Genomic DNA, 23,434 nt, shown 5'->3' with positions numbered 1-23,434 from the left:
ACCCGGCGGAACGGGCCGCCCGGGGCGGGACGACACGGACACCCGCGCCCAGCCCCACCCGCACCCGCGTCCGCCCAGCGCAGCGAAGCCGCTCGCCCCCTGTGACCATCCGTCGGCTCGCTCGTTGCCCTGGGCGTGCAGCCACAGGATGTCGTCCCACGCCCCGTGTCCGGATCCGTCGCCGATCGGGTCGTCGACGTCGAGCAGGCCGAGGCCGCGCTCGTCGAGCACTATCCGCGTCTCGTCCGGATCGCCTACCTGGTGCTCTCCCCGGATCTCGGCCGCGGCCGGCGCGTCCTGACCGCGCACGCCCTCGCCCAGCGCGCCCTGCCCCGCCCCGGCGCCCCGGCCCCCGTCATCCCCGCCCAGTCCACCGCCCGCGACGGCGACGCCGGCTACGGCTACGTACGGCTGCGCGTGCTGCGCTCGGCGCTGGAGGCCACTCTGCCGCTGAAGCAGCGGGCCCGCAGGTCCCGGCACGCGCTGGTGCCGCCGGTGCTGCCGATGGTGTGGGGGCTGCGTCTCTTCCCCCGTTCCGGCGGCGCCGAGGAACTCGCCCTGGACCAGTCGCTGGCCTCGCTGTCGGCCCCGGCCCGGGCCGCCTACGTGCTGCGGGGCCTTGAGCGACTCGACGACGCGGAGGTGCGCAGGGCGCTGACCGAGGCCGGGGTGGACGACGTGGACTCCGCGCTGGAAGCGGCCGGCGCCGTCCCCGCCCGGTACTCCCTGCTGGAGTCCCCCGAGTTCGACCCCTGCTCGCTCCAGGCCCGCCCCACCGACCTGATGCGCCGCCGCCGGCACACCCGGGCCGCGCTCGCCGCCGCGGCCGCGCTGGCCGTGTGCGGCGCGCTGTTCGCGCTGCCCGACCGCGACTGGGGCCCCGACGGCGCCGCCGCCCCGCCGTACGCGCGCAACCCCGCGGCGGAGGCCGCCCTCGACCCGGGCCGGCTGGTCCGGGTCTCCCCCGTCGCCTGGAAGACCGCCACCCGCGCCGACTTCTCCGTGTGGCCCGCGCGCGGCGAGCTCACCGGGGACGACGCGTTGCTGCGCCGGGCGCTCGCCGTGTGGGCGCGCCCCGGTGACGCGGTCCGGGTGTCGGCGACGCCCGGCACCCCGGCCGGCGGCCCCTCCGGACCGCCCCAGCTGCTCTACGCGGGTGACGTCGGCGTCGCGCGCGTGGTGATCCTCTACGACGGTCTGCGCATCGCCCGCTACGCCGAGCCGGAGGACGGCACGGCCGGCGCCGCCCTCGACCTCGCGCGGGCGAACGGCGCGCTCGGCCCGGAGGCCGGGGCGGTGGTGCTGGACCGGGCCGACGGCAACGTCCGCTATCTGACGGCCCCCTGGGTGCGCGAGGCGGCCGAGCGGGACCTGTCGAAGCCGGGCGCGGGGCTGATGAACCTGACGCTGACCCGCGGTGTCACCTCGCCGCTGGCGAGCCCCGCGACCCGCGCCGGGGCCTGCACCACCTGGAACGTGCTGCAACTGTCGGACGCGTCCGGCTCGTACCTGCTGAGCGACCTCGGCGAGATCCTGCCCGCCCGGATCACCGCCGGCCGGCCGGCCGCGCCGAAGGACGCGACGGGCGCGGAGGCGCTGCGCGCCTGGGCACCGTTCGCCTGCTCGCTGGGCGAGGTGCGCGCGCAGGGTGTGCGGTCGGTCAACGCCTGGGCGTACGCGCGGCAGCCGCTGCCCGACGGGAGCGGCTCCGGCGGGTGGGTGTGCACGCGTGCGGAGACCTGGCGGGGCGACGGGACGCGGGCGCTGGCCCAGTTCCGCACGCCGGGCGGTCTGTTCGGGGCGGTCGTGGCGGCGGCCGGGGACGTGCCGGCGTGCGGTCCGCGCGACCCGCACGTCCTGGCGGGTGTGCTGTGGAAGTCCGAGGCCGGTTCCTGGTACCTCCTCGCGGCCGGTGACCGCGCGGCGGAGTCGGTGCGGGCGACCGGCGGGGTGCGCGGGGAGTCCGCCGGCAACCTGCTGGCCGTGCGGACGAAGCGGGGTGCGCGGGCGGATCTGGAGGGGACGTTGAGGGGCGGGCGGGCGGTCAGCGGACTGCGGTGACGAACGCCGTGAACGGTCCGCTCCGTTCGCGTCCGGATTCGATCGGTAAGGTGGTCTTATGACTACCGGGGTCCGCCGCAGGATGGGTGTGGAGGAGCGTCGGCAGCAGTTGATCGGCGTCGCCCTCGAACTGTTCGCCCGTCGTTCGCCCGACGAGGTCTCCATCGACGAGATAGCCGCGGCCGCCGGTATCTCCCGCCCTCTCGTCTACCACTACTTCCCCGGCAAACTCAGCCTCTACGAGGCCGCGTTGCAGCGGGCCGCGCAGGATCTGAGGAGCCGGTTCGCCGAGCCGCACGAAGGGCCGCTGGGGGCGCGGCTGCTGCGGGTGATGGGCCGGTTCTTCGACTTCGTCGACGCGCACGGTCCCGGTTTCTCCGCGCTGATGCGCGGCGGCCCGGCGGTCTCCGCCGGAGCGGCGGACACGATCAGTCATGTCTCGACCACGAACGCGCTCATCGACTCCGTGCGTCAGGCCGCCTACGAGCAGATCCTGTCGCATCTGGGCGTCTGTGATCCGCCCGCGCGTCTGGAGCTGGTCGTCCGCTCCTGGATCTCCCTGGCCGAGTCGACCGCGCTGCTGTGGCTGGACGGGCGGCGCATCCCGCGCGAGGAGCTGGAGGTGCAGCTCGTGCAGGACTTCGCCGCCCTCGCCGCGGTGAGCGCCGCCCACGACCCGCGGCTGCGTGAGCTGCTGCGGCCCGTCCTGGGCGACGAGCCGGCCGACGGCCCCTTCGGCACGCTGGCGGCCGGGCTCATCGCTCTGGCGTCCTGAGCTCTGGCGGCCTGACCGGTCAGGCGTCGTACTTGCGGTAGGAGGGGTCGAGGTCGCGGACCTCGGCGGAGGCGTGCACGGCCAGTGACCCGGCGGGCTTGACGTACTGGCGCAGCAGGTCCAGCACGGCGTCGGTCAGCCGGGACCTGGTCTCCTCGCTGCGGCCCGCGAGCAGCCCGATGTGGACGTGGACGACGGCGTGCCCCTCGGTGTCGGGGCCGACGACGGCGTCCTCGGTGCGGCGGAACTGCGTCTTGCAGGCGGGCGGCTTGGCGGCCGCGATGTCGACGACGGCGGCGTGCAGCGCCCGGGCGAATCCGGGCCGGTCGAAGTCGTCGGCGAGCCGGTCGGAGTAGTCGACGGTGATCTGCGGCATGGGCACTCCTGTTCTGGGGTCTCGATCACCCTAGTGGGCCCCGCTCAGCCGGTGCGGCTCAGCGCCAGCATCGCGATGTCGTCGTCCCGGTCGTGGCCGAAGCAGCCGAGCAGGGTGTCGCACAGGGCGTCCAGGCCGGGCAGCGCGCCGGCCGCCGCGGCCCGCAGGTGCTCCATGGAGACGGCGAGGTCGATGCCCCGGGTCTCGATCAGACCGTCGGTGACCATGAGGAGCCGGTCGCCGGGCGCCAGGCGCAGTTCGGTGGGCGGCGGGTGGGGCACGCCGAGGCCCAGCAGGGGGCCGGCGGCCTTGACGTAGTCGGCGCCGCGGTCGTCGCGGACGACGAGCGGCGGGATGTGACCGGCGTTGGCGACGCGGGTCTCTCCGGTGCCGGGGTCGATCAGCGCCAGGCACACCGTCGCGGTGACCTCGGGGTGGTGGTGCTGGAGCATCCGGTCCAGGCGCTCGGCGAGCACGGCCGGGTCGCTCTCGTCGACGCAGTAGGCGCGCAGCGCGTGCCGGATCTCGACCATGACGGTGGCCGCCTCCAGCGAGTGCCCGACGACGTCGCCGACGGCGGTGAGCACGCCGTCGGCGGTGCGCTGGGCGGCGTAGAAGTCGCCGCCGATCTCGGTGTCCCGGGAGGCGGGCACGTAGCGGACGGCGATGTCGACGCCGGGCAGTTCGGGCAGCCGGTGCGGCTGGGGCAGGAAGCTGTGCTGGAGGGTGAGGGCGACGTGCCGCTCGACCTGGTACATGAGCAGCGGCTGGGCGGCGAGCGCGGCGGCCTGCGCGAGCCGGGCGGCCACCGCCTCCCGTTCGGGGTCGACCCTGCGCACCTCACGGGTGGGGGTGGCGAGGCACACCGACGCCCTGCCGTCCTGGGTGGGCACCAGCACCAGGCGGGCGTCGTGCTGGAGGCCGGGCCGGAAGAAGCCGGCCGGCCACAGCGGGGCGGGCACGGTGGTGATCTGCACCCCGGCCTGTCCGCGGGTGAGCCGGCGCAGCAGCGCGGCCACGGTGCGGTGGGCGTCCGCGTCGGGCAGTGCGAGGCAGGTGCGGTCGCGGGAGGCGCCGCGGTAGAGCTCGTCGTCCGGGGCGAGGACGAAGACGGCGGCGGGTCCGCCGGTGAGCCGCCCGGCGCCCTCGGCGGCGGCGTCGGCGAGTTCCTGGAGGGAGCGCGCCGACTGCACGGTGACGATGGTCTCCGACAGCAGGGACAGTCTGCGGGCCAGCGCCTGGTCGCCGGCCCGCAGCCGGGCGGCGCGCACGGCGGCCCGGACGACGGCGGCGATCTCCTCGGGTTCGGCGGGCATCGTCAGATAGGCCTCGCCGCCCGCGTCCAGTCCCTGGCAGCGGTCGCCGGAGGCGAGGGCGGCGGCCGAGAAGTGCACGACGGGTAATCCGGCCATGTGCGGGCGGGCCTTGAGCCGGCGGCACAGGTCGAAGCCGCTCATGTCGGGCAGGCCCACGTCGACCAGCGCCACGTCGGGCAGGGCGCCCCGGCGCAGCCGCACGTCGAGTTCGACGAGCGCCTCCCGGCCGCTGGCCACGGGGACGACCTGGTGGCCGGCGCGGCGCAGCAGCGCGCCCATGGCGAACCGGCTGGCCGGCACATCGTCCACGACCAGGACGGTCGCGTCGGTCCGCTTGCCGTCGACGTCCAAATGTCAGCCCTCGGGCACCCCTTGGTGGAGCGGACCGCGTCCGTGGCCCGCTCCACCAAGGTAAGCCCTTGTTCAGCGTGTGCGGGAGAAGACCGCGACGGTCCTGCCCGGAACGGCGAACGTGCCCGATTCCGCATCGTATGTCGAGGACTTGACTGTAGGGTCCGCGCCCGCCGCCTGCACCGGGTGCAGGCGGTAGCCGGTCCCGGCGAGCGAGGTGATCCGCTGCCGCTGCTCCGTGGGCGTCGAGTTGAAGACGACGACGAGGTCGTCCAGCGCCATGGTGATCACGCCGGGGGTCTCCTCCCGGCCGGACAGCGGGAAGGACAGCGTCGACTGCACCCGGGCGGCCGTGCCGAGGGAGAACGCCTTCTCCGTCGTACGGATGCGCAGCAGGTCGCGGTAGGCGGCGGAGGCGGCCTCGATCTGCGGGCAGCCGACCCGGACGGTGGTCAACAGGGGTTTGGCGTAGGGCCACTTGGACCGGTTGTCGGCGGCGGGCGGCAGTCCGCGGCCGAAGCCGTTGCCGTCGGCGCAGTTCCAGTGGATGGCGTTGAACCAGTCGCCGCTGTCATAGGAGTTGCGGTCCAGGGACTTGGAGCGCAGCAGGTCGGCGCCGGCCTGGGAGAGGGCGGGTCCCTGGGAGAGGGTGGCCGTGGCGAGGGCGAGGACCTGCATCCTGGCCCGGTCGTCGGCGCTCGTCGTCGCGGGCAGTTTGAAGGCGAGGGCGTCGAAGAGGGACTCGTTGTCGTGGGCGTCGGCGTAGGCGAGGGCGTCGCCGGGGGCGTGCGCGTAGCCGGCGGGGCCGCCGTTGTAGTCGACCTCTGCGCCGGTGACCTCGCGGCCGGCGCTGTCGGTGAAGCGGTATGCGGCGAGGTTGCCGCTGAGGCCGACCTTGATCAGATCCTGGTAGTGCAGCAGCCGGGCCTTCTGCTCGGCCGGAGTGCCGTTCGAGTCCGAGGAGTTGGGGTCGGTCCAGAGCCCGGAGGCGAAGCCCTGGACGCCGGGGTTTTCGTCGAAGGGACCGCCGCCGCGGACGGCGTCGCGGGCGCGGTCGGAGAAGGTGGCGACGCCGGTGCCCGCCATGTTCTTCTGCGTGGCCTGGACGAAGCGGGCGTCGTCGGCGACCTCGCCGAAGTTCCAGCCCTCGCCGTAGAGGATGATCTTCTTGCCGTCGACGCCGTCCCTGTCGACGGTCAGCGCGTCGAGGGCCTTGCGGACCGCGAGGATGTTGGCCTTCGGGTGGTGGCCCATGAGGTCGAAGCGGAAGCCGTCGACCTTGTACTGCCTGGCCCAGGTGACGACCGAGTCGACGACCAGCTTGCCCATCATGGCGTTCTCTGTGGCGGTGTTGGCGCAGCAGGTGCTGTTCGCCACCGAGCCGTCGGCGAGGAGCCGCTGGTAGTAGCCGGGGACGACCTTGTCGAGGACGCTGGTGGCGGCCTGTCCGGAGGCGGCGGTGTGGTTGTAGACGACGTCCATGACGACCCGCAGGCCGTCCTCGTTGAGCGCCTTGACCATCCGGCGGAACTCCACCGTGCGGGCGGTGCCGTCGGGGTCGGTGGCGTAGGAGCCCTCGGGGACGGTGTAGTGGTACGGGTCGTAGCCCCAGTTGTAGGCGTCCTTCGCGGCGGTCTTCCCGACGCACTCCTGCTGCCGGTCGGAGTCGGCCGGGTAGGAGCCGAGGTCGCAGTCCGGGGTCGCCTGGTCGGCCTTCCGCTCGGGGATGGTGGCGATGTCGAACGCGGGCAGCAGGTGGACGTGGGAGGTGCCCGCCTTCGCCAGCTCCCGCAGGCGCCTGGTGCCGTCGGTGTCCCGGTCGGTGAAGGCGAGGTAGCCGCCGGGGTGCCGCGCCGTGCGGTCCTCGACGGAGAAGTCCCGGATGTGCAGCTCCTGGATCTGGGCGTCCCTGAGCGGTACGGCTCTGGGTTTGGCGTACGTCGACCAGCCTTCGGGGGCGAGTGACCTGTCGGCGAGGTCGACGACGAGGCTGCGCTCGGAGTTCGCCGTGAGGGCGAGCGAGTAGGGGTCGGTGACCTTGTTGGTGACGACCTCGCGGACGCTGGGCGCCCAGACCCGGACGGCGTAGCGGTAGGGCTTGTTCCTCCAGGACGCGGGGCCGGTGACGGACCAGACGCCGGTGGTGTCGTCGCGCTTCATCGGCACCGTGGAACCGTCGATCTCCAGCTTCACCGACTGCGCCGTCGGCGCCCAGACGGCCAGGGTCGGACGGCCGTGGCGGAACGTCGGCCCGAGCGCCGCCTTCGTCGCCCCGGGGTACAGGTCGTCGAGTGCGCCGGCGATCTGCACACCGGTCGCCGCGAGCACCGCCCCTCCCCCAGAGCCGAAAGCCTGGGAGGTGCCCCCAACGGCCCGCTGCGAGGCGACGACCTGACCACGCAGTGCCTCGCGCACCCGGTCGCGGTCGCGCGGGTCGACGGACCAGGCGGTGTAGTCCTTCAGGTGCGGGAACTTCGCCCTCTGGGCGTCGGTGAGGGTGGTCCTGGACAGTCGCAGCCAGCGCTCGTCGTCGCTGGTCAGCGCCCCGTTCCTCACCTCGATCGAACCGTCGTGGGAGTACAGGAGCTGGGTGGAGGCGGCCGCGTCGGAGCCGTTCCAGGCGAGGGTGTGCCGGTCGATCCAGACCGCCTTGGAGGTGGTCAGGTCGAGGGTGGCCGCGCTGCCCGCGGGCTGCGGCAGCAGGTACTTCTCCTGGCCGTTCAACAGCCACACCTCGTGGCCGTTCGCCGTGAGGTCCAGCGACTGGTCGGTGGGCAGGTCCTTCTCGTCGCCCTTGTGGATGATGTAGCTGAGACTGGTGGCACCCTCGGTGAGCGGCACCTCGAAGACAGCGCCATAGGCGTCAGTCTTCACCGGTTTCAGGGGGTTCGACCAGTCGGTGGGGCTGGCGGCACCCGTCCAGACGTGCAGTCCCCAGCCGTCGTAGTCGCCGTCGGCGCGGTGGTAGTGCAGGACGGCCTTCGTCCTGTCCTGCGCGGGGTACTCGGGCCGCTCGGTCCGTACGGTCTCCTCGCCCTGCTCGATCCACACCTCACCCGTCTTGGTGACGTCGATCGTGCGGTCGGCGGAGACGTCCTTGTTCCCCTGCTTGTCGATGACGAGGAAGCCGACGTTCGACGCGCCCGGCTTCAGCCTGACGTAGGCGAAGGCGCCGTAGGCGTCCCGGCCGGTGAACGGGTGGCTGTCGGGCCAGTTCGTGGACTCGCCGTCGGCGAGGTCGCCCCAGGCGTACAGGCCCCAGTCGGCGTAGTCGCCGTCGGTGCGCTTGTAGTGGACGATCGCGTGGTCGCGGGAGGACGCGGTGGGGGTCTCGGGGGCGGGCGGGGTGCCGGTGGTGCTGCCGGCGGTCGCGCTCGACGTCCGCCCGGCCGAGTCGACCACGACCGCCTTGTAGCGCAGGGCGGTCCCCGGCGGTACGTCCTTGCCGATGACCTGCCTGACCTTGTACGGGGCGTGGTCGGCGGAGCCCAGGATGCGCCACGGGCCGCTGCCGACCTGGGCCGCGAAGACGACCCGGTTGAGCTGCCCGCCCCCGACGTCGGCGCTCAGCTCGACGGTGCCGGTGGCGCCGGTGGCAGGCGCGTCGAGGGTGATGACCGGCTTGGTCGCGGGCCTGGCGAGCCTGCCCGCCGCCTTGAGGACGATCGCCGAGCCGGCCGGGACGCGGACGGTGAGCTTCTTGTCGGCGCCGGACGTCAGCGTGTCCTTGCTGCCGTAGACGCCTCGGAACGCCATGTCCGCCGAACCGGTCGCGAAGGTCGCCGTCTTCGCGTCGTCGGCGTTGTTGAAGGCGACGACGTACTCGGTGCCGGTCTTCGCGTCGGTGCGGGAGAAGGCGTAGACGCCCGGGCCGTCCGCCGCGTGGCGCTCGGTCTGGACGCCGTCCGTGAGGGCCGGGTTGGCCTTGCGCAGCTCGGCCAGGGCCGCGATCCGCCGGTACAGCGGCGCCCGGGTGTCGTAGGCGGCGCTCGCGTGGGTGCGGTCGGTGCCGAGCTGGTCGTCGTCGAGGTAGTCGGCGGTACGCGAGGCGAACATCGTCTGGCGGGCGTCCTTGTCGCCGCCGGCGCCGGTGAAGCCCTGCTCGTCGCCGTAGTAGACGACCGGGTTGCCGCGGCTGAGGAACATCAGCTCGTTGGCGAGCCGGTCCTTCTCGAGCAGTTCGGCGTCGGTGGCCTTCGGGTTGTCCTGCTTCAGGAAGTGGCCGATGCGGCCCATGTCGTGGTTGCCGAGGAAGGTGACCTGCTCGTAGGCGTTGGCCTTGTCGGTCGTGTACTTGTAGTCGTCGCCGAAGACGGAGGCGAGCCCTCGCGCGCTGCCGCCCTGGGAGGCGTACTGCCGTGCCGCCTCCTGGAAGGGGAAGTCGAGCGTGGCGTCGAGGCGGCCCTGGGTGACGTACGGGGACGTGATGTCCGTGTCGGCGGAGTAGACCTCGCCGAACATGAAGAAGTCGTCGCGTCCGTGCCGGGCCGCGTAGGCGTCCAGAGCGGTCGCCCACTGGGTCCAGAACTCCATGTTCACGTGCTTCACGGTGTCGATCCGGAAGCCGTCGATGTCGAAGTCCTCGACCCATCGCCGGTAGATCTTCTCCATGCCGCTGACGACCTCGGGGCGTTCGGTCCACAGGTCGTCGAGGCCGGAGAAGTCGCCGTACGTGGTCGACTCGCCGGCGTAGGTGGAGTCGCCCCGGTTGTGGTACATCGTCGGGTCGTTGAGCCAGGAGGGGACCTTCCCGGCGGAGGGCGTGACGGGTGTGCGGGGGAAGGAGCCGGCGTCGACGGTGGGGAACCTCCTTGCGCCGTCCGCGTAGTCGGCGTCGTCGAAGGGCCTTCCGTCCTTCGTCAGGTAGGGGAAGGCGCCCTTGGAGAGGTAGTCGTAGGACTTCTCCTCGTAGTCGACGACGTCCGCCGTGTGGTTGGTGATGACGTCGAAGAAGACCTTCATGCCTTTGGCGTGCGCCTTGGAGATGAGGGTCTGAAGGTCCTTGTTGGTGCCGAAGTGCGGGTCGACCTGGGTGAAGTCCGTAATCCAGTACCCGTGGTAGCCGGCCGAGGCGTTGGCTCCGGTGCCCTGCACCGGACGGTTCTTGAAGATCGGGGCCATCCAGATGGCGGTGGTGCCGAGGCCCTTGATGTAGTCGAGCTTCCCGGTCAGGCCCTTGAGGTCGCCGCCCTGGTAGAAGCCCTTGTCGGTGGGGTCGTAGCCGGTGGCGAGGCGCGAACCCGTCAGCCCGCCCTTGTCGTTGGCGGTGTCACCGTTGGCGAACCGGTCCGGCAGGACGAAGTAGAACTGCTCGCGCGTGTCGTCGTGCCGGGCGGGCTGGGCGGCGAGCCGTGCGTCGGACGGCGGGGCGGGCGGGGTCTCGGCCCGGGCTGCGAGGGGCTGGACGAGCGCTGCGGCCAGCGCGGTCGCGGTGACCGCAGCGACCCGTCCGGCACGGGCGGTTGGGCGCCTGGACGGCACCGGCCATCTCGGTATCACTGACGTGGACTCCTTGCATGACGGCTCTTGTGGGTCCGACCCCGCGCGACCGTATCGCCGCCGAAACACTTACAGCAAGAGTCCTGAAACAATGGGAAAGAACTTTCAGATGTCGCTCAACAGCTGTCCCTGCCCGCGTAGATGGCCAGGGCGGTGTCGGGGCCCAGGGTCGCCGTGAACCGGCCGCCGGAGTTCACGCTCACCGTGGTGTCGTTCTGGACGTTGCAGTACGTCCCCTCAGGCAGCGACGTCCGGTAGGTGCGGGTCAGTGAGCCCGACTCGTGGTTGATTGCCACGAAGCCCTTGGCGCCCCGCCCGAAGGCGATCGCGTCGCCGCCGTTGTCCCACCAGTCGGTGACCGGCTCACCGCGGGTGGCGTTGCGGAAGGCGACCATGCGCAGGATCTCCGGCCAGGCGTGCTGGCACTTCCAGCCGTCCTGCCAGCAGGCGTTGACCATGCCGCCGTTGGGCGGCCCGGCGTCCGCGTCCGACCACTCGTAGCCTGAGTTGACGTCGGGCGCGCCGTAGGGCCAGGCGAGCATGAAGACGTTGGCCAGGGTGTAGTCGGCGTCGTCCTTGTAGCTGAGCGTGGAGCCGTTGCGCTCGGTGTCGTGGTTGTCGACGAAGACGCCGGCCACCGAGCTGTTCATGTAGCCCCAGCCCTCGCCGTAGTTCTTCAGGTAGGCGAGGTTCTCGTTGTTGAAGACGCGCTTGAGGTCGTAGGCGTAGCGGAACTCCTGGACGTCCCCGTTGCCCGCGTACTCGGTGGGCTGCACGGCCTCCCCGCTGCCGTGGATGGCTTCCTGCTTCCAGTACGCGTTCGGGTTGGTCAGCCGGGACCTGACGGCGGCGAGGTCGGCGGAGTCGACGTGCTTGGCCGCGTCGATGCGGAAGCCGTCGACGCCGAGGGTGAGCAGGTCGTTCAGGTAACCGGCGACGGTCTTGCGGACGTAGTCCTCGCCCGTGTCGAGGTCGGCGAGGCCGACGAGTTCGCAGTGCTGGACGTTCCAGCGGTCCTGATAGTCGGTCACCTGGGACGTGCAGTCGTCGAAGTCGTAGGAGGAGTACAGGCCCGGATAGTCGTACTTGGTGTACGACGAGCCGCCGGTGCCGGTGCCGCCGCCCGCCGCCATGTGGTTGACGACGGTGTCGACGACGACCTTCACCCCGGCCGCATGGCAGGTGTTCACCATGGTCCGGAAGGCCGTGCGGTCACCGAGCCGGCCCGCGATCCGGTAGCTCACCGGCTGGTAGGACGTCCACCACTGGGAGCCCTGGATGTGCTCGGCGGGCGGCGAGACCTGGACGTAGCCGTAGCCCGCCGGGCCGAGGGTGTCGGTGCACTCCTTCGCGACCGAGGCGAACTTCCACTCGAAGAGGACGGCGGTGACGTCCTTGGCGCCGGGCGGGGAGGCGTGCGCGGTGGTGGCGGGAGCGACGAGGGCCGCGGCGATGGCGGCGAGCGCGGTCGCGGTGACGGACCATCTCGATATCACAGGCGTGTACTCCTTGCGACGACGGCCAGGCGTCTTTGCCTGGCGCCGCGCGAACGTACCGCCGTGAAATGTTTACAGCAAGAGAGTTGAAACCCTGAGCAAATAATTTCACGGGGAACCGCCGAAGCGATCCCCCGTGAGAGGTGACCGGTTGTCAGGCCGTCGTCCACCACACCGTGGTGTCCGCCGGGATCTTCATCTCGCCGTCCGTCTCGGCGATCTCGTCGCTGGCGAGGAGGAGGCGGCCGTGTGCGGGGGTCGTCACCGACTCGCCGCCGGTGTTGGTGACGCACACGAACTCCCCGCGCCGGAAGGCCACAACGCCCTCCGGAGCCTTCAGCCACTCCACCGAGTCGCCCGCGCCGAGGTCGGGCTGCTCACGGCGGACGGCGAGCGCGGTGCGGTAGAGCTCGAGGGTGGAGCCGGCGGCTCCCGTCTGCGCCTCGATGCTCAGCTCCCCCCAGCTCTCCGGCTGGGGCAGCCAACTGCCGCCGCTGCCGAAGCCGTACGACGAGCCCGTGCGGGTCCACGGGATCGGCACCCGGCAGCCGTCACGGAAGCCGTCCTGGCCGGCGCCGCGGAAGTACGCGGGGTCCTGGCGCACCTCGTCGGGCAGGTCGACGACGTCCGGGAGGCCCAGCTCCTCCCCCTGGTAGATGTACGCCGAGCCGGGCAGCGCCAGCATGAGCAGGGTGGCCGCCCGGGCGCGCCGGAGGCCCAGCTCGCGATCGCCGGCGAGGCGGATCTGGGTGCCGAGGCCGGGCGGGTTGGCGAAGCGGGTGGCGTGCCGGGTGACGTCGTGGTTGGAGAGCACCCAGGTGGCGGGGGCGCCGACGGGCCGCATGGCCTCCAGGGTGAGGTCGACGACCTTGCGCAGCTCCTTCGCGTCCCAGTCGGTGCTCAGGTACTGGAAGTTGAAGGCCTGGTGCAGTTCGTCGGGGCGGACGTAGTTCGCGGTGCGCTCGACGGTCGGGGTCCACGCCTCGGCGACGAAGACACGTTCGCCCGCGTACTCGTCGAGGACCTTGCGCCACTGCCGGTAGATCTCGTGGACGCCGTCCTGGTCGAAGAACGGCATGACGTCGTTGCCCAGCAGCTTGAGCTGGTCGTGGGATCCGAGGTCGGGAAGGCCTTCCGCCTTCACCAGTCCGTGTGCCACATCGATGCGGAAGCCGTCCACGCCCATGTCGAGCCAGAACCGCAGGATCGAGCGGAACTCGTCGCCGACCGCCGGGTGTTCCCAGTTGAAGTCGGGCTGCTCGGGCGCGAAGAGGTGCAGGTACCACTCGCCGTCCTCGACGCGCGTCCAGGCGGGCCCGCCGAAGATGGACTCCCAGTCGTTGGGCGGGAGTTCGCCGTTCTTCCCGGTGCCGGGGCGGAAGTGGTAGCGCTCCCGCAGGGGTGAGCCGGGGCCCTCGGCGACGGCCCGCCGGAACCACTCGTGCTGGTCGGAGGAGTGGTTGGGCACCAGGTCGACGATGATCCTCAGGCCCAGTTCGTGGGCGTCGCGGATCAGCGCGTCGGCGTCGAGGAGGTTGCCGAACATGGGGTCGACGGCCCGGTAGTCGGCCACGTCGTAGCCGGCGTCGGCCTGCGGGGAGGCGTAGAAGGGGCTGAGCCACACGGCGTCCACGCCGAGGTCGCGCAGGTACGGGAGGCGGGATCGTACGCCTTCCAGGTCCCCCATGCCGTCGCCGTTGCTGTCGGCGAAGCTGCGCGGATAGACCTGGTAGATCACCGCGTCCCGCCACCAGTCGCGGCGCTTGGCGACGGTGGCGACGGCGGAGTTCGGTGCCGGGTCGGCGGAGTGCTGGCTCATGGTGTCCTTGGTAGGTAACGGAGTCGCGGTCACGGTCGGTGCTCTGGGTTTCGGCGGCGGGTGACGAGGCGGCCGCGGTGCCTGCGGGGTCGGAAGGGCACCGCGGCCGCCGCCCGCGCGGCGAGACGCGCGGGAGTTGTGTCCACGGCCGGGGCGTCAGCCCTTCGTGCCGCCGGCGGTGAGGCCGGTCACCAGGTTCTTCTGGACAAGGTAGAAGAAGACGGAGACGGGTATCGCGATCAGCACCGCGGTGGCGGCCATCAGGTTGCGCTGGGCGTCGTGCTCGCTGACGAAGCTCTGCAGGCCGACGGCGAAGGTGTACTTGGAGTCGGACAGCATGAACGTCGAGGCGAAGGCGACCTCACCGAAGGCGGTGAGGAAGTTGTAGAAGGCGGCGACGGCGAGGCCGGGCCTGGCCAGCGGCAGGACCAGCCGCAGGAAGGCGCCGAAGGGGCTGAGTCCGTCGACGCGTCCGGCCTCGTCGATCTCGAACGGGATGGTGTCGAAGTAGCCCTTGAGCAGCCAGGCGCTGTAGGGCACGACGGTGGTGCAGTTGACGAGGATCAGTCCGAGGTAGGTGTCGATGAGCTGCAGCTCCGACATGATCTGGTACATCGGCACGATCAGGACGGCGACCGGGAACATCTGGGTGACGAGCAGGACCCACATGAACTTCTTGTAGCCCGGGAAGCGCATCCGGGAGACGGCGTAGCCGCTGGTGGCGGCGATGATCACGCCGATGGCGGTGGTGCCGAGGACGACGACGAGCGTGCTGCGCAGCCAGTCGAAGAACGCGGTGTGCTGGAGGACGAACGTGTAGTTGTCGAGCGTCGCTTTGCGCCAGATCCCGCCGGGGTGCAGGTAGTCGTCCTTGTCCGGGCCGAGGGAGAGGAAGACCAGCCAGGCGACCGGGAAGAAGGCGACGAGGCTCGCCGCGACGAGGACGCCGTGGGTGGCGAGGGTGGCGAGGGGGCCGCGCCGGCCGCGGCGGCGGACGGCGCCCGCCGGGGCGGTCCCGGCGGGCCGGTCGGTCGTCGCGACGGAGGTGGGGGCGGTGCTGGTGCTCATGGGGGCTCCTGCCTCAGATCGCGAGCTGCTCGTCGTTGCGGCTCAGCCAGCGGCGGTAGAAGGAGGTGAAGACGATCAGGACGGCCAGCAGCAGGATGCCGTAGGCGGCCGACTGGGCGAAGTCACGCGGCTGCTGTCCGAAGCCGAGGTAGTACGCCCAGGTGACGAGGATCTGCGCGTCCGGGGCGGTGTCGCCGAACAGCAGGAAGATGATGGCGAACTGGTTGAAGGTCCAGATGACGCCGAGGAGGACGACGGTGGAGCTGACGGACCTCAGGCCGGGCAGGGTGACGTACCGGAACCGCTGCCAGGCGTCGGCCCCGTCCATCTCGGCCGCCTCGTAGAGCGAGGAGTCGATGGACTGGAGGCCGCCGAGCAGCGAGAGCATCATGAACGGCACACCGCACCAGGTGTTGACCATGATCGCGGCGAACCGCTGCCAGAAGGTGTCCTCCAGCCACAGCGGCGAGGGCAGGTGCAGGGCGTCCAACGCCGCGTTGACGACGCCGCCGTCGGCGAGCATGAAGCGCCAGCCGAAGACGGTGACGAACGTGGGGACGGCCCAGGGCAGCACGAGGATCATGCGGTAGAGGGTGCGGCCGCGGAACTCGCGGTTGAGCAGCAGCGCGAGGCCGAGTCCGATGAAGTAGTGCAGGGCGACGCAGAGCGCGGTCCAGGCGATGGTCCACAGGAAGTGCGACCAGAAGCGGTCGTAGGCCGTCGGGCCCCACAGGATGTCGGCGTAGTTGTCGAGGCCGATGAACTTGTAGGTGGCCTCGATCTCGTTGACGCCGATGGTGCGGGCCGTGTTGAGGCTGTCGGCGTCGGTGAGGGTGAGGTAGAAGCCGTAGGCGAGGGGGTAGAGCACGAGGACGCCGATGACGATCGCCACCGGGGCGATCATCGCGTAGGCGTACCAGTGCTTCTGATAGGCCTGCTTCAGGCGCCCGCCCGGCCCGGGCCGCGGGTCTCGCTCACCGCGCCGCTTGCCGGTCGCTCGGTCGATGGCGACTGTCATGGTTCGACACCTTCTGGGGGATCAGGGGGTGGGCCGGGCGGCTGGGGGCCGTCCGGCGGATCAGGTCGCAGGAAAGCAGCGGGACCGTTCGTCTGCGGCGTGATCCGCCGGACAGCCCCCGGGGCGGTGGCCGCCGGGCCTTCCCCCGAGGGAGGTCCGGCGGCCGGGCGTGCCCGCGGTGTGGCCGGCGTCCAGGGCGGCCACGGCGGGGCTCACTTGCCGAAGTCGGGCACCAGCTTGGCGATGGCCGTCTCGGCGTTGCCGAGGCCCTCGTCGAGGCTCTCCTTGCCGCCCGCGATCTTGGGCAGCTCGCTGTCGAGCGGGCCCCACAGGGAGCTGTACTCCGGCAGCGCGGGGCGCGGCCGGGCGGCGGACAGGACGGCGCCGTAGCCGGCGATGCCCGGGTCGGCCTTGACCTGGTCGGTGTAGGCGTCGTCGCGGGTGGGCAGCGTGGAGTTCTTCTGCGCGACGGTCGCCTGGGACTTCGCGGAGGTCATGAAGTTGAGGAACTTCAGCGCGGCCTTCTGGTGGGCGGCGTCGGAGCCGGCGTAGACCGACAGGTTGTGGCCGCCGGTCGGGGCGCCCGCCTTGCCGGTGGAACCGGCCGGGACGGTGGCGATGCCCAGGTTGGCCTTGTCCTTGAACGCCGAGCCCTTGTAGAAGTTCGTGATCTCCCAGGGGCCCTGGACGATCGCGGCGACCTTGCCGTTGACGAAGGCGTCCTGGATGTGGGCGTAGGCGTCGGCGGTGGTGTCGGCCTTGTGCAGGCCCTTGCCGTCGAAGAGGCCGAGCCAGGTGCCGTACGCCTTCTTCGCGGCCGGCGAGTTGACGGTGATCTTCTTGGCTTCGACGTCGACGGTGTCGGCGCCCTCGCCGTGGAGGAAGGACTGGGCGTAGTAGGCCTGGGTGGAGCCCCAGTAGCCGTCGACGCCGGTCTTGTCCTTGACGGTGGCGGCGGCCGTCTTCAGCTCGTCCCAGGTCTTCGGGGCGGCGGTGAGGCCGGCCTTGGCGAAGAGCTGCTTGTTGTAGACGAGCGCGAGCGTGTCGGTGACGATCGGCACGCCGTAGGTCTTGCCCTCGTACTGGGCCTGCTGGATCAGGTTGGGCTTGAACTTCGCCTGGTCCGCGAGGGCCTCGGTGCCGTCCAGCGGCAGGAAGAAGCCCTTCTTGGCGAAGGCGGGGGTCCAGCCGACCTCCGAGCGCAGCACGTCCGGGGCGCCCTTGGAGCCGGCGGCGGTGTCGAACTTGTTCTGCGCCTGGTCGAAGGGGACGTTGACGTACTTGACCTTGATGTCCTTGTTGGCGGCCTCGAACTCCTTGACCAGGGCCTGGTACGTCGGCGCCTCGTTGGTGGCGTTGGAGGTGTCCCACCAGGTGATGGTGACCGGGCCGCCGGCCGAGTCGCCGCTGTCGCTCCCGCCGCACGCCGTCGCCGCGAGGGCGAGGGACGCCACCAGCGCGCTGGCCGCTATGCCACGCCGCATTGAGTTCTCCTTGAGGGTGAAGGCCCGAGTAGCCGCAGGGGGCGGTCCCGTCCGCACCCCTGTCGACTTGCCGACTTGCCGACTGCGCCGTTGCGGCGGCCGCCGGGCGACGTGAACGTAACAGCGTTGTAAGCGTTGCGAAAGACCTTGCAGCAAAAAAGCGCAAGACGGCTTCGAAGTTATCCGGGCGTGACCTCTCGGCGACCGCCATGAGACGCTTGTTCACAAGGGTCGAGCGCTATACGGACGCCCCTGCAAGGCTCTGCAAGCCCTTGCCTTCACTTTCAAGAGGGAGCGCGATGACACAGCAGCCCGGGCCCGGCCGTTCGACCGGTCGGCCACTACGGCCGTCCGGTGCGCCGGGTGTCACCCGGCGGGTACAGTCCAGCCCTGTGACCACACGGCTTGCCGACATCGCAGCGCAGGCGGGGGTGAGCGAAGCGACCGTCAGCCGGGTGCTCAACGGCAAGCCCGGCGTCGCCGCCACCACCCGTGAGTCCGTGCTCGCCGCCCTCGACGTGCTGGGCTACGAGCGCCCCGTCCGGCTGCGGCAGCGCAGCGCGGGCCTCGTCGGCCTCATCACGCCGGAGCTGGAGAACCCGATCTTCCCGGCGCTGGCCCAGGTCATCGGCCAGGCCCTCACCCGCCAGGGCTACACGCCGGTCCTCGCCACCCAGACCCCGGGCGGCTCCACCGAGGACGAGCTGACCGAGATGCTGGTCGACCGCGGCGTCGCCGGCATCATCTACGTATCGGGGCTGCACGCGGACACCACGGCCGACATGCAGCGCTACGAGCAACTGCGCGCACAGGGCGTTCCCTTCGTCCTGGTCGACGGGTTCTCGCCGAAGGTCCAGGCCCCCTTCATCTCCCCCGACGACCGCGCGGCGATGATCCTCGCGGTCACCCATCTGGTCTCCCTCGGCCACACCCGCATCGGCCTCGCCCTCGGCCCGAAGCGCTTCGTCCCCGTGCAGCGCAAGATAGAGGGCTTCGTCCGCGCCGTGCAGGAGCAGCTGGGCATCAGCCCCGAGACCATCGAGTCGGAGCTGGTCCAGCACTCCCTGTACACCCTGGAGGGGGGCCAGGCGGCCGCCGCCGCCCTGTTGGAGAGGGACTGCACGGCGGTGGTCTGCGCCAGCGACATGATGGCCCTGGGCGCGATCCGGGCGGCCCGCCAACGGGGCCTCGACGTCCCCAAGGACGTCTCCGTGGTCGGTTTCGACGACTCCCCGCTGATCGCCTTCACCGACCCGCCCCTGACGACCATCCGCAAGCCGGTGCCCGCGATGGGCCAGGCCGCCGTGCGCACGCTCCTGGAGGAGATCGGCGGCACACCCGCCCCGCACAGTGAGTTCGTGTTCATGCCGGAACTGGTCGTCCGCGGCTCCACCGCCTCCGGGGACCGCAACCGCGCGTGAGCTCTCCCCTCGGCATGCGGGTGGGACGACACCGAGGGACGATTCGGAGATAACGCCGATCTGGCAGACTTTGTGTCCATGGGCGAACCGACCGTGACATGTCCGGAAGGCCACGACAAGGCCGTCCCACACCCTTTCACGGCCGCGAACCCCCTGCGGCGGCTGCGCGCTCCCCGCCGGCCCCGGGTGTGGTTCGAGGTCCTGCTCATCGCACTGAGTTACTGGACGTACTCCCTGATCCGCAACGCGGTCCCGGAACAGCGGACCGAGGCGCTGCGCAACGCCGACTGGATCTGGCGGGCCGAGCACCAGCTCGGCATCGCGGCCGAACAGTCCATCAACCACACCGTCAACTCGGCGACCTGGCTCATCGTCGGGATGAACTACTACTACGCCACCCTGCACTTCGTCGTCACCCTCGGCGTGCTGGTCTGGCTCTACCGCGCCCACCCCGGCCGCTACGCCGCCTGCCGGCTGGGCCTCTTCGCGACCACGGGCGTGGCCCTGGCCGGCTACTACTTCTACCCGCTGGCGCCGCCGCGTCTGATGACCGGCGCCCACTTCGTCGACACGGTGGTGGTCCACCGGACCTGGGGCTCGATGGCCTCCGGCGACCTGAAGAGCATGTCCAACCAGTACGCCGCGATGCCGTCCATGCACATCGGCTGGTCCCTGTGGTGCGGTCTGACGGTCTTCGCCCTGGCCGCGACGCCCTGGGCCCGCGTCCTGAGCCTGCTCTACCCGACCCTCACCCTGGTGGTGATCGTCGCCACCGCCAACCACTTCTGGCTGGACGCGGTGGGCGGCGCCCTGTGCCTCGCCTTCGGCTGCGCCCTGTCCCGCCTCTGGTACGGCACCCTCCCGCACCGCCTCCCGAGGACGACGGCACCGGGCGTGCTGCTCCCGGAGACGTAGGGCGTGGCCCGCGCGGGGCGGCTACGGGGCGTGTCCGCGCGGGCGCGGGTGCAGAGGGCGCGGCCCGCCCGGCGCGGTTACACGGGGCGTGTCCGCGCGGGCGCGGATGCACAGGGCGCGGCCCGCCCGGCGCGGTTACACGGGGCGTGTCCGCGCGGGCGCGGATGCAGAGGGCTTGGCCCCGACCGGGGCACGGCCACACGAGACACGTCCGGCCCAGGGCGCGGCCACAAGAGGCGTGTGTCCCGCCCCAGGGCGCGGCCGCACAGGCCGTGGCCTGCCTGGGGCGCGGCCACACGAGGCGCGTCCCGCCCGGGGCGCGGCCACACGAGGCGTGTGTCGCCCGGGGCGCGGCCACACGAGGCGCGTGTCGCCCGGGGCGCGGCCACACGAGGCGCGTGTCGCCCGGGGCGCGGCCACACGAGGCGCGTGTCTGCCCCGGGACGCGACTGCACAGGGCGTGGCCTGCCCGGGGCGGGGGCTCATCCGCCGTAGAACAGCTCGTCCACCACGGTCCGGGCCCGCCGGGCCGTGCGGCGGTAGTCGTCCAGCATGTCGCCCACCCGCCCCGGCCCGTACCCCAGATACCGCCCCACAGCCCCCAGCTCCCGGGCGTCCGACGGGAACGTGTCGCCCGCCCGCCCCCGCACCAGCATCACCGCGTTGCGCACCCGGGTGGCCAGCACCCACGCCTCGTCGAGCGTCGCCGCGTCCTCCTCCGACAGCAGCCCCGCGTCCCGCGCGGCGGCCAGCGCGGCACGCGTCCGCGTGGTCCGCAGCCCCGGCTCCTCGGCGCCGTGCCGCAGCTGCAGCAACTGCACGGTCCACTCCACGTCGGACAGCCCGCCGGGCCCCAGCTTGGTGTGCAGCTTGGGATCGGACCCCCGCGGCAGCCGCTCCGACTCCATCCGCGCCTTCAGCCGCCGGATCTCCCGCACGGCCTCCTCGCCCAGCCCGCCCCGCGGATACCGCAGCGGGTCGACGAGCTCCATGAACCGCCCGGCCAGCTCCTCGTCCCCGGCGACCGGTTCAGCCCGCAGCAGCGCCTGCGACTCCCACACCAGCGACCACCGCCGGTAGTACGCCTCGTACGACTTCAGGGTCCGCACCAGCGGCCCCGACTTCCCCTCGGGCCGCAGATCGGCGTCGACCAGCAGCGGCGGATCCGCGCTCGGGAGCTGCAGCAGCCGCCGCATCTCCGCCACGACGGCCGCGGCGGCCCGCGCGGCCTCCTCCTCCCCGACGCCCTCCCGCGCCTCGTGGACGAAGACGACGTCGGCGTCCGAGCCGTAGCCCAGCTCGTGCCCGCCGAACCGGCCCATGCCGATGATCGCGAACCGGGTGGGCAGGGTGTCCCCCCAGCCCGCGCGCACGACCGCGCGCAGGGTTCCGGCGAGGGTCGCCGCCGTGAGGTCGGACACCGCCCCGCCGACGAGGTCCACCAGGGCGCCCTGGTCGGCCTCGGCGGGCTGGGACTCGGTGCCGTAGGAGCCGACGATGTCCGCGGCGGCCGTACGGAACAGCTCGCGCCGCCGGACGCCGCGCGCGGCGGTGACGGCCTGGACCGCACCGTCCGCGCGGCCGACGGCGGCGAGTATCTCCTGCTCGAGAGCCCTGCGCCCGCGCGGCTCCAGGCCGCCGCCCACGCCCAGGCCGCCGCGCCCGCCGTCGCCGTCGCCGAGCAGCGCCACGGCTTCCGGGGCGCGCATCAGCAGGTCGGGGGCGAGCCGCCCGGCGGACAGCACCCGGGCGAGGTTCTCCGCGGCGGCGCCCTCGTCGCGCAGGAGGCGCAGGTACCAGGGGGTCTTGCCGAGCGCGTCGGACACCTTGCGGAAGTTCAGCAGTCCGGCGTCGGGGTCGGCGGAGTCGGCGAACCAGCCGAGCAGCACGGGCAGCAGCGTCCGCTGGATGGCGGCCTTGCGCGACACCCCGGAGGCCAGCGCCTCCAGGTGCCGCAGCGCGGCCGCGGGGTCGGCGTATCCCAGCGCGACGAGCCGCTCCCGGGCGGCGACCGTACTCAACCTGGCCTCACCCGGCGCGAGTTGGGCGACGGCGTCGAGCAGCGGCCGGTAGAACAGCTTCTCGTGCAACCGCCGCACCACGGCGGCGTGCCGCTTCCACTCGCGGTTGAGCTCGCCCACGGGGTCGGAGCGCAGCCCCAGCGACCGTCCGAGCCGCCGCTGGTCGCTCTCGTCCTCGGGCACGAGATGGGTGCGCCGCAGCCGGTACAGCTGGATCCGGTGCTCCATGGACCGCAGGAAGCGGTAGGCGTCGTCGAGCTGCACGGCGTCCGTCCGCCCCACGTACCCGCCGGCGGCCAGCGCCTGCAGCGCGTTCAGGGTCGTGCCGCTGCGCAGGGAGGCGTCCGCGCGCCCGTGCACCAGCTGGAGCAGCTGGACGGCGAACTCGACGTCCCGCAGACCGCCCGGCCCGAGTTTCAGCTCGCGCTCGACCTCGGCGGCGGGGATGTTCTCCACGACCCGGCGCCGCATCTTCTGCACGTCGGCGACGAAGTTCTCCCGCTCGGCGGCCTGCCACACCATCGGCCCGACGGCGGCGACGTACTCCTCGCCGAGGCCGAGGTCGCCGGCGACCGGCCGGGCCTTGAGCAGGGCCTGGAACTCCCAGGTCTTGGCCCAGCGCTGGTAGTAGGCGAGGTGGCTGCTGAGGGTGCGCACCAGCGGTCCGTTGCGTCCCTCGGGGCGCAGGTTGGCGTCGACGGGCCAGATCGAGCCTTCCACGGTGGTCTCGGAGCAGATCCGCATCATGTGCGAGGCGAGCTTGGTGGCGGCGCGCAGCGCCTTGCCCTCGTCGGCGCCCTCGACGGCCTCGCCGACGAAGATGACGTCCACGTCGGAGACGTAGTTGAGTTCGTGCCCGCCGCACTTGCCCATCGCGATGACGGCGAGCCGGCACAGCGCGGCGTCGTCGGGCGCGGCGGCGCGGGCCAGCGCGAGGGCGGCGCGCAGGGTGGCCGTCGCGAGGTCCGCCAGCTCGGCGGCGGTCTCGGCGACGTCGGTGGTCCCGCACACGTCCCGCGCGGCTATGGACAGCAGGCACCGGCGGTAGGCGACGCGCAGCGAGACGGGGTCGTCCGCCTCGGCGAGCCCGCGTTCGAACTCCTCCACCCCGGGGTGGAGGTCGCGCGGCTCGTAGGTGACGAGGGCCTCCCAGTCCCGCGGGTGCCGGGCGAGGTGGTCGGCGAGCGCGGCGGACGCGCCGAGCACCCCGAGCAGCCGGTCCCGCAGCGGCTTGGCGGCGATCACGGTGTCGAGCAGTTCTCGCCGTGCGGTCGCCCCGGGCTGTGCTTCCAGCAGCCGTACGAGTCCGTGCAGCGCGAGGTCGGGGTCGGCGGTCCGGCCGAGGGCCTCCAGCAGGACGGGGTCGTTGCGCACGGCGGCCAGCTCGCCGCCGTCGAGGAGGCGTTCGGCGGCGGAGGGGTCGGTGAAACCGTGCCGCAGCAGCCGAGTGAAGGTACTGCTCCTGCGTCCCGGCCCCGTCATCCCGGCCTCCTCAGTCCGATCAAGGTCGTACCCACCGAGCCTAACCGCAGACCTGGGCCGAAGCGCCGGGACAAGCGCCGGAAAGCGGCCGCGGCCGGACACGACGGCGGCGCGAACCGGCGGCCAGGCGGGATGGCGCGTTGGCGCCGACCCGGCGACGTGAACCGGCGGCCAGCCGGGACGGCGCGGCGACGCGAACCGGCGGCCAGGCGGGACGGCGCGGATGCGAACCCGCCGCCGACGGACCCGCCTCGTCACGCGAACCAGCCGGGCACGGGACGGCGCGGTGGCGTGAACCGGCGGCAGGCGGGGCGGCGCGGTGGCGCGGCGGC

Annotated in this window: 13 protein-coding genes; 4 read left to right on the top strand and 9 right to left on the bottom strand. The window is 72.2% G+C overall.

Features of this window, described 5'->3' with window-relative positions:
- The first annotated feature begins 135 nt into the window (after positions 1 to 135).
- Together EV567_RS03690 and EV567_RS03685 are read left to right on the top strand one after the other, a co-directional pair.
- A complete protein-coding gene (locus EV567_RS03690) occupies positions 136 to 2,061 on the top strand; it encodes a hypothetical protein (RefSeq protein ID WP_130437104.1) in 1,926 nt (641 codons plus the stop codon).
- Between the two features lie 58 nt (positions 2,062 to 2,119).
- Complete coding sequence (locus tag EV567_RS03685; protein ID WP_130437103.1) at positions 2,120 to 2,836, top strand: TetR/AcrR family transcriptional regulator; 717 nt, start codon at positions 2,120 to 2,122, stop codon at positions 2,834 to 2,836.
- 19 nt (positions 2,837 to 2,855) lie between these two features.
- Here EV567_RS03685 and EV567_RS03680 read toward each other — a convergent pair whose 3' ends face one another.
- The 8 genes from EV567_RS03680 to EV567_RS03645 form a co-directional block, all read right to left on the bottom strand.
- Complete coding sequence (locus EV567_RS03680; RefSeq protein ID WP_130437102.1) at positions 2,856 to 3,212, bottom strand: 5-carboxymethyl-2-hydroxymuconate Delta-isomerase; 357 nt, start codon at positions 3,210 to 3,212, stop codon at positions 2,856 to 2,858.
- A gap of 44 nt (positions 3,213 to 3,256) precedes the next feature.
- On the bottom strand, positions 3,257 to 4,879 hold the full coding sequence (locus EV567_RS03675) for a fused response regulator/phosphatase (RefSeq protein WP_130437101.1): 1,623 nt from the start codon (positions 4,877 to 4,879) through the stop codon (positions 3,257 to 3,259).
- Positions 4,880 to 4,951: 72 nt separating this feature from the next.
- Positions 4,952 to 10,378 (bottom strand): pullulanase-type alpha-1,6-glucosidase, encoded by a 5,427-nt coding sequence (gene pulA, locus EV567_RS03670; protein WP_130437100.1) that lies wholly within the window; start codon positions 10,376 to 10,378, stop codon positions 4,952 to 4,954.
- Between the two features lie 116 nt (positions 10,379 to 10,494).
- Positions 10,495 to 11,874, bottom strand: coding sequence for an alpha-amylase family protein (locus tag EV567_RS03665; RefSeq protein ID WP_207228665.1), 1,380 nt, complete (start codon positions 11,872 to 11,874; stop codon positions 10,495 to 10,497).
- A 154-nt stretch (positions 11,875 to 12,028) separates the two neighbouring features.
- A complete protein-coding gene (locus tag EV567_RS03660; RefSeq protein ID WP_130437099.1) occupies positions 12,029 to 13,693 on the bottom strand; it encodes a glycoside hydrolase family 13 protein in 1,665 nt (554 codons plus the stop codon).
- Positions 13,694 to 13,849: 156 nt separating this feature from the next.
- The gene (locus EV567_RS03655) at positions 13,850 to 14,761 is read right to left on the bottom strand and encodes a sugar ABC transporter permease (protein WP_130437098.1); all 912 of its coding nucleotides are present in this window, start codon (positions 14,759 to 14,761) and stop codon (positions 13,850 to 13,852) included.
- A gap of 13 nt (positions 14,762 to 14,774) precedes the next feature.
- The gene (locus tag EV567_RS03650; RefSeq protein WP_130437097.1) at positions 14,775 to 15,779 is read right to left on the bottom strand and encodes a carbohydrate ABC transporter permease; all 1,005 of its coding nucleotides are present in this window, start codon (positions 15,777 to 15,779) and stop codon (positions 14,775 to 14,777) included.
- A gap of 212 nt (positions 15,780 to 15,991) precedes the next feature.
- Positions 15,992 to 17,263 (bottom strand): extracellular solute-binding protein, encoded by a 1,272-nt coding sequence (locus EV567_RS03645; protein ID WP_130437096.1) that lies wholly within the window; start codon positions 17,261 to 17,263, stop codon positions 15,992 to 15,994.
- A 392-nt stretch (positions 17,264 to 17,655) separates the two neighbouring features.
- On the opposite strand from EV567_RS03645, the gene EV567_RS03640 reads away from it, so the two are divergent.
- Positions 17,656 to 18,684, top strand: a complete 1,029-nt coding sequence (locus tag EV567_RS03640) for a LacI family DNA-binding transcriptional regulator (RefSeq protein WP_130437095.1) — start codon at positions 17,656 to 17,658, stop codon at positions 18,682 to 18,684.
- 78 nt (positions 18,685 to 18,762) lie between these two features.
- Positions 18,763 to 19,599 (top strand): phosphatase PAP2 family protein, encoded by an 837-nt coding sequence (locus EV567_RS03635; RefSeq protein ID WP_130437094.1) that lies wholly within the window; start codon positions 18,763 to 18,765, stop codon positions 19,597 to 19,599.
- A 482-nt stretch (positions 19,600 to 20,081) separates the two neighbouring features.
- Here the strand turns inward: EV567_RS03635 and EV567_RS03630 are convergent, their stop codons facing one another.
- A complete protein-coding gene (locus tag EV567_RS03630; RefSeq protein ID WP_130437093.1) occupies positions 20,082 to 23,102 on the bottom strand; it encodes a bifunctional [glutamine synthetase] adenylyltransferase/[glutamine synthetase]-adenylyl-L-tyrosine phosphorylase in 3,021 nt (1,006 codons plus the stop codon).
- Positions 23,103 to 23,434 lie beyond the last annotated feature (332 nt).

The sequence above is a fragment of the Streptomyces sp. BK239 genome (assembly GCF_004217285.1).
Classification (GTDB): Bacteria; Actinomycetota; Actinomycetes; order Streptomycetales; family Streptomycetaceae; genus Streptomyces.
Note: the sequence above shows the minus strand (reverse complement) of the source record. Positions and strands in the feature narration are given on the sequence as shown.

Coding starts and splice junctions, on each gene's coding strand:
- EV567_RS03630 (WP_130437093.1), bottom strand. CDS start 23,102: ATGACGGGGCCGGGACGCAGGAGCAGTACCTTCACTCGGCTGCTGCGG.
- EV567_RS03685 (WP_130437103.1), top strand. CDS start 2,120: ATGACTACCGGGGTCCGCCGCAGGATGGGTGTGGAGGAGCGTCGGCAG.
- EV567_RS03650 (WP_130437097.1), bottom strand. CDS start 15,779: ATGACAGTCGCCATCGACCGAGCGACCGGCAAGCGGCGCGGTGAGCGA.
- EV567_RS03680 (WP_130437102.1), bottom strand. CDS start 3,212: ATGCCGCAGATCACCGTCGACTACTCCGACCGGCTCGCCGACGACTTC.
- EV567_RS03635 (WP_130437094.1), top strand. CDS start 18,763: ATGGGCGAACCGACCGTGACATGTCCGGAAGGCCACGACAAGGCCGTC.
- EV567_RS03660 (WP_130437099.1), bottom strand. CDS start 13,693: ATGAGCCAGCACTCCGCCGACCCGGCACCGAACTCCGCCGTCGCCACC.
- EV567_RS03655 (WP_130437098.1), bottom strand. CDS start 14,761: ATGAGCACCAGCACCGCCCCCACCTCCGTCGCGACGACCGACCGGCCC.
- EV567_RS03645 (WP_130437096.1), bottom strand. CDS start 17,263: ATGCGGCGTGGCATAGCGGCCAGCGCGCTGGTGGCGTCCCTCGCCCTC.